Consider the following 9,092-nt stretch of genomic DNA (forward strand, 5'->3'; position numbering starts at 1 on the left):
CCGGATGGTGCGCCAGGCAACCGCGGCCACGCCCACCAGTGCCAGACCGGAGACCAGGAACGTCGCGCTCGGCGTGCCGAGCACCCGCGTCAGCACGCCGCCGAGCAGCGCGCCGACCGGGATCGCGCCCCACACCACCGTGCGCCACGCGCCCAGCACCCGGCCCAGCAGCTCCCCCGGGACGAGGGTGTGCCGGGTGGTGGCGAGCATGACGTTCACCGCCACCAGAGCCGCGGCGAACACGCCGAACAGTGACGCCGAAAGCACCGGGTGGTTCACCAGCCCCATGGCGACGAACGCCGCCGCCGCGGTGAGGATCCCGCCCACCAGGACCGGACGCGCCCCGATCCGGTCCAGCAGCCGTGTGGTCACGGCGGCGCCGGCGAGCCCACCGAGCCCCCCGACGAAACCGAACACACCGAACGCGGCGTCGCTGAGGTCCAGATCGTCGAGTGCGTACAGCACGAGCTGCGCCTGGGCGAGCTCGGTGACCAGGCTGACCAGGCCCGCCACGGTCACCAGCCGCAGCATCAGCGGGTTGCCCCGCAGCCAGCGCATCCCCTCGACCAGGTCGGCACGCAGCCGGGTGCGGGTGGCGGTCACCGTGCCGTCCGTGTCCCCGGCGGTGTCGGCCCCCTCCGCCGCGCCGGTGCCGGGATCCGTTCCGTCGCCCCCGCCCGACTCGGCACGAGCGCGTGGCCGGTAGCTGCCCGCCATCCCGGTCAGGAGCGCGGCCCCCAGCGCGAACGCGATGCTGTTCAGCAGGAAGGGGAACGCATGGAACACCGCGAAGGTCAGGCTGCCCACCGGGCCGCCGAGAAAGGTCTGGCCCACGATCTCGGTGGCCTGGAGCTTGCTGTTGGCACCGGAGAGGCCGTCCCGGCCGACCACCGAGGGGATCAGCACGTTCGCCGCGCTGTCCGCGACGACCTCGGCGGCACCCACCAGCAGCGCGGTGAGGTAGATCAGCCAGATCGTGGCGGCGTCGAAGTACACCAGTGCCGCGGTGAGGCCGACCGCGGCCGCGCGGGCGGCGTTGGCCAGCACGACCGCCTTGCGGCGGTCCACGCGGTCCAGCATCGTGCCCGCGGCGAGGCCGAACAGCAGCCACGGCAGGAACTGGGCCGCCGACAGCCCGCCGATGAGCAGCGGGTCCCGGGTCACGAGTGCGGCGAGCAGCGGGAAGGCGGTCTTGGCGATGCCGTCGCCGAGATTGGCGAACGCGTTGGACCCGAGCAGCCAGGTCAGCCGCCGGTCCCGCGTCGCCGTCACCGGCGCGGCAGGCATCGGCCGCGCCGCGACGTGATCCTCACCGGTCCGGTTGTCCGCGACTGTGGTCGCACCGTGGCTACCCCCATCCGAGTTCGTGCAGACGTGCGTCGTCGATGCCGAAGTGGTGCGCGATCTCGTGGACCACGGTGATCAACACTTCCTCGACGACCTCCTCCTCTGTCTCGCACGATGCCAGGATCGGTTCCCGGTAGAGGGAAATTCGGTCAGGAAGTACCCCGCCGTAGTCGGGACCGCGCTCGGTCAGCGCGATCCCGTGGTACAGCCCGAGCAGGTCGGGCTCTTCCTCGTTGTGGTCCTCGACCAGCACAACGACGTTGTCCATCGCGGCCGCGAACTGCTCCGGGAGCTGGTCCAGCGCGTCGCCGACCAGGTTGTCGAAGTGCTCGTCGGACATCCGCACCGGCATCGCTCACCCGCCGTTCGCCGTCTCGGGGTCGTTGGTTCCGGTGCCATCCTGCCCGGACCCGGAACCCTCCTGTCCCGTGCCGCCGGTGTCGCCGTCCCCGCTCTCCCCGCTGCCGTCGCCGCCGCCGTCGTCGCCACTGCCGTCCCCGGCATCACCTCCGGAGTCCCCGCCGGAGTCCTCGCCGGAGCCGTCCCCGCTGTCGTCACCGGAGCCGTCACCGGAGCCGTCGCCCCCGTCTCCGGAGTCGTCCGCGCCCTCCCGCACGCTCCCCTGGACCTGGGCGAGTCCGCTGTCGTCCTCCAGGACCGCACCGACCTTGCAGTTCACCAGGCTCGACCCCGCGTCCCAGCTCGCCTCCGACCGCAGGTCCCAGGTCAGGATGAGCCCGTCCTCGGCCAGCTCGGCCGCGTTCCGGCCGCCGGTGTAGTCCTCGAGGACCCCGGAGCAGGTCGGGTCCAGCCAGTCGTGCTGGTCCTCCTCCGTGGGGAACTCCTCGAACTCGTCCCGCAGGTCGACCACGCCCACAATCTCGTAGGAGTGTGCCTCCGAGCAGGACACCGGGTCGCCGACGCTCTTGTCCACGATGCCCAGACAGGTCCCGGTGTCCCAGACGTAGGACTGGTCCGTCTCGGCGGCGGGTTCGGTCAACGTCTGGAGCCCACCGCCCGGGCCGACCCACTGCAGGCCGCAGTGCATGGTGCGGTCCCCGTCCTCCCACTGCTGGTCGTCCGGACGGAGCATCCCGATGCTGAGCCTGCCCTCCGGGTCCAGTGGTTGTTCCAGGTATTCCTCGGTCAGTTCCCCGCAACGCTCGTCGGTGAGGGTCCGCCACTGCTCGGCGTCCGGGAGCGCCGCGGTGGTCCCGTACTCGTCGCTGACGTCGGCGAGCCCCACGACCTCGAACAGGTGTTCTTCGTCACACGACACCTCGGCGACGTCGCTCGCGTCCGGTTCCGACCAGTTCAGGCAGCTGCCCGGAGGGGAGCGGAACGCCTTCTCCCGCTTCTCGACGATCTGCTCGGCGAGCTGCTCGGCCTCCCGTTCCCGTTCCTCGTCCGGACTCTCCGGGAACCAGGAGAAAGCCCACGTCAGCGACATCGCGACGAGGGCCCCGACGAGCACGCCCGCCATCAGCGCGCGGGTGCGGGCCCGCGGCGCCGTGGTGGACGACGGGCGGTCGGACTCGGTGGACATCGACTCCATCATGCCTTTTCCGCCCCACGGTCGCCGTCGAGTGATTAAGGTGATCATCCGCAGACTCGCGGTCCGGGAGTGCTCAGTGACAGAACAGAACGAAAATTCACCAGGTGGGGAACAGCCGCGCGGCTCCATGCGGTTCCAGGACGCGGAGAACACCGCGCCGCGACAACCGTCCCTGGCCGAGCAACGCGCGCGCCAGCAGGCCGAGGCCGAACGGCAGCAGCGCGAGATCGAGCAGGCCGAGGCGGCGCAGAAGACGGAGTCGCGGCGCAAACTGCTGATCGGCAGCGGCGTGGCGGTCGGGCTCGTCGGCTTCATCGCGGGCTTCTACGTCGTGGCCATGCCCGAGCAGGTCACCGCGCACTGCGTCGACGAGAACGGGACGATCGTCGACGACGACTACTGCGACGACGACTACGCCAGCAACCACGGTGGCTACCACAGCAGCAGCAGCAACATCGTGTTCCTCCCCTCGCCCGGGGGTGGCGACGACTACCGGCAGTACCGGTACAACTACGGCGGCAGCGGGAGCATCGGCGACACGGTGCGGGGTGGCAGCTTCTCCCGACCGTCGAACGCGGAGATCAGGACGAACTCCGGGCGGACGGTGCAGCGCGGCGGCTTCGGTGTCAGCAGCGGCAGCTTCGGCAAGGGCGGCGGCTCCTGATGCGGCGGGAGACCGGCACGCCCCGCCCGGACTGGGAGCGGACCGTCGCCGAGCAGGGGCTGGTGTTCGGCACCCCCGCCCGGTACGCCTCCGGGAAGGCGCGGCCGTACTGGGACGAGTCGGTGCACTACGTCCTGCCGATGGACGAGGTCCTCTCGATCGAGGCCGATGTGGAGCTGCTGCACTCGATGTGCCTGGAGGCCGTCGACCACGTCGTGCTCACCGAGCGTTATGCCGAGTTCGGCCTGCCCGAGTGGGTGGGTCCGCACATCGCCGAGTCGTGGCGGCGGCGTGACCCGCACGTCTACGGCCGGTTCGACCTGCGCTACGACGGCCGGGGCCCGGCCAAGCTGCTGGAGTACAACGCCGACACCCCCACCTCGTTGCTGGAGGCGGCGGTGGTGCAGTGGCACTGGAAGACCACCGTCCACCCGGACGACGACCAGTGGAACTCGCTGCACGAACAGCTCGTCGAGCGGTGGTCCACGGTCGCGGAGCAGCTGCCCTCGAAGGAACTGCACTTCACCTGGTCCGGCGCGGACCCCACCGGTGAGGACCACCTCACCACCTCGTACCTCCAGGAGACCGCGGCCGAGGCCGGTCTGGACACCGTCGGGCTCGCCATCGAGGAGATCGGCTGGGATCCGCTGCTCACGCGGTTCGTCGACCTCGCCGAGGCGCCGATGAACACCGTCGTGAAGCTCTACCCCTGGGAGTGGGTGATCGACGAGGAGTTCGGCCGGCACGCCGTCGAGTCGTTGCCGCAGACGCTGTGGGTCGAACCGCTGTGGAAGATGCTGCTGTCCAACAAGGCCTTGCTCGGCATCCTCTGGGAGAACTATCCCGGCCACCCCAACCTGCTGCCCGCGTTCAACGACCAGCCCGGCCTGCTCACCGAGTACGTGCGCAAGCCGAAGCTCGGCCGCGAGGGCTCCAACGTGGACATCGTCGCGCCGGGGTACGAGACCGCGACCGGCGGTGTCTACGGGGCCGAAGGGTACGTCTACCAGGCCTTCGACCCGCTGCCGGAGTTCGACGGCTACCGGCCGACACTCGGCGCCTGGATCGTCGGCGACAGCGCGGCGGGCCTCGGTATCCGGGAGACCGCCGGGCTGGTGACCGACGACGGTGCGGCGTTCGTGCCGCACCGCATCCCGGAGTCGTGAGAGGACACGGCGCCGGAGCGTGATCATGCTGAACTGTTGATTCGACCTGGGAGATTCCTGTGCTCGTAGCCCTGTCCGAGACCTTCGGTACCGACCTGGCCCGGGGGATCGGCGCGATCCTGCTGTACGCGATCGTGGGTCTGCTGCTGATGCTGCTCGGCTTCTACGCCATCGACCTCACCACCCCCGGCAAGCTGTCCGAGCTGGTGCGGCGGGGCCTGCCGAACGCGGTCATGGTCACCGCGTCCGGGCTGGTGTCCATGGCGTTCATCGTGGTGGTCGCGATCTGGGCCTCGGCCAGCGACCTGACCGAGGGGCTGATCACCGCGCTGGTGTACGGCCTGGTCGGGATCATCGCCCAGGTGCTCGCGGTGCGCCTGCTCGAATGGGCCACCCGCATCGACGTCCGCTCGACCATCGAGAGCGAGACGTTCGCCCCGGCCAGCATGGTCGTGGCCGCCGCCCACGTCGCCCTCGGCCTCGTCGTCGCCGTCGCCATCTCGTAACCCCGCCGCCCGCCCGCCGGTCCCCGGCGGAGGTTGCCGTGAAGGACCCCCTCACTGCCTGTGCCGCAGTGAGGGGGTCCTTCGCTGCGTGTGACGCAGGGAAGGGGGCCTTCACGACCACACCGCGGGCGCGTTGTCCCGGTCACATATCGGGTTGGTGTCCGGCCGCCCAGATGGTGGACGCGGTGCATTACCGTGGGGCGCGTGCGGTTACTGCGAACGCCTGAGGACCGGTTCACGGACCTGCCCGATTTCGACTACCCGCCGTCGTACGCGGACGTCGACCATCCGACGCACGGCATCATCCGGGTGGGCTACGTCGAGGCGGGGCCACCCGACGGTCCGCCGGTTCTGCTGTTGCACGGCGAACCGAGCTGGTCGTTCCTCTACCGCAAGCTGCTCCCCGTGCTGGCCGACGCGGGGTTGCGGGCCATCGCGCCCGACCTCGTCGGGTTCGGCCGGTCGGACAAGCCCGCCGACGTCGCCGACCACACCTACGCTCGGCACGTCGAGTGGATGCGCGCCTTCGCGTTCGACGCCCTCGACCTGCACGGGGTCACCCTCGTCGGGCAGGACTGGGGCGGGCTGATCGGCCTCCGGCTGGTCGCCGAGAACCCCGAACGCTTCGCCGGTGTGGTCGCGGCCAACACCGGGCTGCCCACCGGTGACTTCGACATGCCGAAGATCTGGTGGGCCTTCCGCGACGCGGTGGAGAACGCCCAGGTACTCGACGTGTCCCGGTTCGTGCAGTCCGGCTGCACCCACGAGCTGACCGAGGCCGAACTGGCCGCCTACGACGCGCCGTTCCCGAACGAGACCTACAAGGCGGGCCCGAGGGCGATGCCCGCGCTCGTACCCACCAGCACCGACGACCCGGCCACCGAGGCGAACCGGGCCGCCTGGGAACGGCTGTCGACGCGGGACCTGCCGTTCCTCTGCGCGTTCTCGGACAACGACCCGATCACCGGGGCGATGGCGCCGATCCTGCAGCGCAAGATGCCCGGCGCCGCCGGGCGCGAGCACCCGACGATCCCCGATGCGGGCCACTTCCTCCAGGAGGACGCGGGCGAGCAGCTGGGTCGCGTGGTCGCGGAGTTCGTGCGCGGCCTCTCCTGACGGGCTCCCCGGAGCGCGCCCCGGACGCGAAAACCCGGTCGGCTCGACCGGGTGAGGAGTGGGCCGACTACCCTCCCAGGGCGTGATTGACCTCAGGATCCTGCGTGAAGAACCCGATGTCGTGCGCGCCTCGCAGCGGGCCCGGGGCGAGGACGACGGCGTGGTCGACCGACTGCTGGCCCTCGACGCCGAGCGCAGGTCCGCCATCGCCACGGCCGACAACCTCCGCGCCGAGCAGAAGCAGCTCGGCAAACAGATCGGCAAGGCCTCCGGGGACGAGCGCGAGGAGCTGCTGGCACGGGGCAAGGAGCTCGCCGCCCGGGTCAAGGACGCCGAGGCCGAGCAGAACCGGGCGGGCGCGGAGTTCGACGAGCTGCACCGGTCGGTGCCGAACGTCGTCCACCCCGAGGTTCCCGCCGGGGGCGAGGACGACTACACCGTGCTCAAGCACGTCGGCACGCCGGCCGAGTTCGACTTCGAACCCGCCGACCACCTCGCTCTGGCCGAGGGGCTCGGCGCCCTGGACATGGAGCGCGGGGCCAAGGTCTCCGGCGCGCGGTTCTACTTCCTCACCGGGATCGGCGCGCAGCTGCAGCTCGCGCTGCTGAACCTGGCCGCAGCCCAGGCCACGGAGAAGGGGTTCACTTTGATGATCCCGCCGGTGCTGGTGCGGCCCGAGGTCATGTCCGGCACCGGTTTCCTCGGCGAGCACGACTCCGAGGTCTACCGCCTGGCCGAGGACGACCTGTACCTGGTGGGCACCTCGGAGGTCCCACTCGCGGGATACCACTCGGACGAGATCCTGGACCTGTCCGGCGGCCCACGCCGGTACGCGGGGTGGTCGTCCTGCTTCCGCCGGGAGGCGGGCTCGTACGGCAAGGACACCCGCGGCATCATCCGCGTGCACCAGTTCGACAAGGTCGAGATGTTCGTCTTCAGCCGTCCCGAGGACGCCGAGGCCGAGCACGCGAATCTGCTGTCCTGGGAGGAGGAGATGCTCGCGAAGATCGAGGTGCCGTACCGGGTGATCGACACCGCGGCCGGTGACCTCGGCACCAGCGCCGCCCGCAAGTACGACTGCGAGGCGTGGGTGCCCACCCAGCGGGCCTACCGCGAGCTGACCTCCACCTCGAACTGCACCACGTTCCAGGCGCGCAGGCTCGCGGTGCGCCACCGCGACGCCGACGGCCGGACGCAGACCGCGGCCACCCTGAACGGCACGCTCGCGACGACCCGCTGGATCGTGGCCATCCTGGAGAACCACCAGCAGCCCGACGGTTCGGTCCGCGTCCCCGAGGCTCTCCGCCCGTTCCTGGGCAACCGCGAGTACCTCACCCCCCGCTGACCCGCCCCTCCCCACCCCGCGAGTCGCCCCTTCAGGTCCGCGAGTTGCCACTTCAAGACCCGCGAGTCGGCTTTCACCGGGCGCGACATTCCGCGGGTGAGGACGGGTCGGACCGGTACGACACGTGCGCTCGTCGCCGCGAGCACGCGACTCGCGGGCCCGGGGTGTCGACTCGCGGGCTTGGGGCGTCAACTCGCGGGATTGGGGTGTCGACTCGCGGGTCTGGGGCGTGGACTCGCGGGTCTGGGGTGTCGACTCGCGGGGGTGGGCGGGTAGGTTGCTGCGGCGACGGTCGGCGGCACGGGTGAGGGGTGTGGAGTACTGGTGATCGCGGTCACGGTCGGGGCGTGGCTCGTCCTCGCCGGGTTCGTGGTCGTGTGCTGGCCCCGCCTGAACACCCGACGCCGGTGGCGGGCCGTCGCGCTCGGACTCGCGCTCGCGTTCTCCCTGGCCCACCAGTCGCTCTACGGCACCCTGCTGCGGGAAGCCTTCGTCACCTTCCGCTACGCCCACAACCTCGCCACGGGCCACGGCCCGGTGTACAACCCGGGCGAGTACGTCGAGGGCTACCCGAGCTTCCTCTGGACGGTGCTGCTCGCGCTCGTCGCACGGATCGTCGGTCCGGACGGCCTCGTCGGCGGTGGGCAGGTCCTCGGCGTGCTGGCCACCCTCGGCTGCGTGCTCGCCGCGCACCTGCTCGCGAGCCGCGTCGTGCGGCGCGCCCGCCCGCACGGGCCGGGGGTTCCGGCCGTCGGGGTCGCCGCCGCCGCGCTCACCGCCGGAGTGAGCTCGCTCGGTGCCTACGGGTACTCCGGGCTGGAGACGCCGCTGTTCGTCCTGCTTCTGCTGCTGGCGTGTCTCGCCGTCGTGGTCGACCGTCCGGTCGTCGCGGGCGTGCTGATCGCGGCCGTGGTGATGACCCGGATCGAGGGGCTGGTCCCGGCCGCGGTCCTGCTGGCGTGGCTCACGGTCGAGGCCCTGCGCGGGCGCGGGCGCCGCTGGTCCCCGGTGGCGTTCGCGTTGGGGGCGCTGGTGCTGCTCCTGCCGTGGACGGCCTGGCGCGTCACGCTCTACGAGGACGCCGTCCCGAACGCCGTCGCCGCGCGCTCCGGCGGGTCGTTCGTCCGGCGGTTGGCCGAGGGGTGGGACTACTTCGCCGGGTTCGCGCTCGGCCACCAGGCGTTGGTGCTGCTGTTCGTGGCCGCCGTCGCGCTGCTGCTCAACCGGCGCCGGGTGGATCCCGACGTCGCCCGCGCGCGGTCACTGATCTGGCTGTTGTTCGCGCTCGCCGCGGCACTGTCCGCCGCGATGATCGTCGCGGGCGGGGGGTGGCTGCCCACCTGGCGCCTGCTGGCGCCGGTGCCGCCGTTCCTCGCGGTGGCCGCCACGGCGG

Annotated in this window: 8 protein-coding genes and 1 pseudogene; 6 read left to right on the forward strand and 3 right to left on the reverse strand. The window is 71.3% G+C overall.

Annotated elements, in window-relative coordinates; all coding sequences use genetic code 11:
- From SACPADRAFT_RS0215340 to SACPADRAFT_RS0215350, 3 genes are all read right to left on the reverse strand, one after another.
- A partial coding sequence (locus SACPADRAFT_RS0215340; RefSeq protein WP_007025272.1) for an MFS transporter occupies positions 1 to 1,287 on the reverse strand: 1,287 nt, incomplete at its 3' end.
- Positions 1,288 to 1,348: 61 nt separating this feature from the next.
- Positions 1,349 to 1,699, reverse strand: a complete 351-nt coding sequence (locus SACPADRAFT_RS0215345; protein WP_007025273.1) for a metallopeptidase family protein — start codon at positions 1,697 to 1,699, stop codon at positions 1,349 to 1,351.
- A 3-nt stretch (positions 1,700 to 1,702) separates the two neighbouring features.
- A complete protein-coding gene (locus SACPADRAFT_RS0215350) occupies positions 1,703 to 2,905 on the reverse strand; it encodes a septum formation family protein (RefSeq protein WP_007025274.1) in 1,203 nt (400 codons plus the stop codon).
- A gap of 124 nt (positions 2,906 to 3,029) precedes the next feature.
- Here SACPADRAFT_RS0215350 and SACPADRAFT_RS0215355 point away from each other — a divergent pair, with 124 nt between their 5' ends.
- From SACPADRAFT_RS0215355 to SACPADRAFT_RS33020, 6 genes and pseudogenes are all read left to right on the forward strand, one after another.
- Positions 3,030 to 3,566 (forward strand): hypothetical protein, encoded by a 537-nt coding sequence (locus SACPADRAFT_RS0215355; RefSeq protein ID WP_007025275.1) that lies wholly within the window; start codon positions 3,030 to 3,032, stop codon positions 3,564 to 3,566.
- Positions 3,566 to 4,732, forward strand: a complete 1,167-nt coding sequence (locus tag SACPADRAFT_RS0215360; protein WP_007025276.1) for a glutathionylspermidine synthase family protein — start codon at positions 3,566 to 3,568, stop codon at positions 4,730 to 4,732. Before SACPADRAFT_RS0215355 ends, SACPADRAFT_RS0215360 begins: the two co-directional genes overlap by 1 nt.
- A 59-nt stretch (positions 4,733 to 4,791) precedes the next feature.
- On the forward strand, positions 4,792 to 5,238 hold the full coding sequence (locus SACPADRAFT_RS0215365; RefSeq protein WP_007025277.1) for a DUF350 domain-containing protein: 447 nt from the start codon (positions 4,792 to 4,794) through the stop codon (positions 5,236 to 5,238).
- A gap of 195 nt (positions 5,239 to 5,433) precedes the next feature.
- Positions 5,434 to 6,354, forward strand: coding sequence for a haloalkane dehalogenase (locus SACPADRAFT_RS0215370; RefSeq protein WP_007025278.1), 921 nt, complete (start codon positions 5,434 to 5,436; stop codon positions 6,352 to 6,354).
- Positions 6,355 to 6,436: 82 nt separating this feature from the next.
- Positions 6,437 to 7,699, forward strand: a complete 1,263-nt coding sequence (gene serS / locus SACPADRAFT_RS0215375; RefSeq protein ID WP_007025279.1) for a serine--tRNA ligase — start codon at positions 6,437 to 6,439, stop codon at positions 7,697 to 7,699.
- A gap of 324 nt (positions 7,700 to 8,023) precedes the next feature.
- A pseudogene (locus SACPADRAFT_RS33020) lies at positions 8,024 to 9,092 on the forward strand (hypothetical protein); the annotation flags it as partial.

The sequence above is a fragment of the Saccharomonospora iraqiensis subsp. paurometabolica YIM 90007 genome (genome assembly GCF_000231035.2).
Lineage (GTDB): Bacteria > Actinomycetota > Actinomycetes > Mycobacteriales > Pseudonocardiaceae > Saccharomonospora > Saccharomonospora paurometabolica.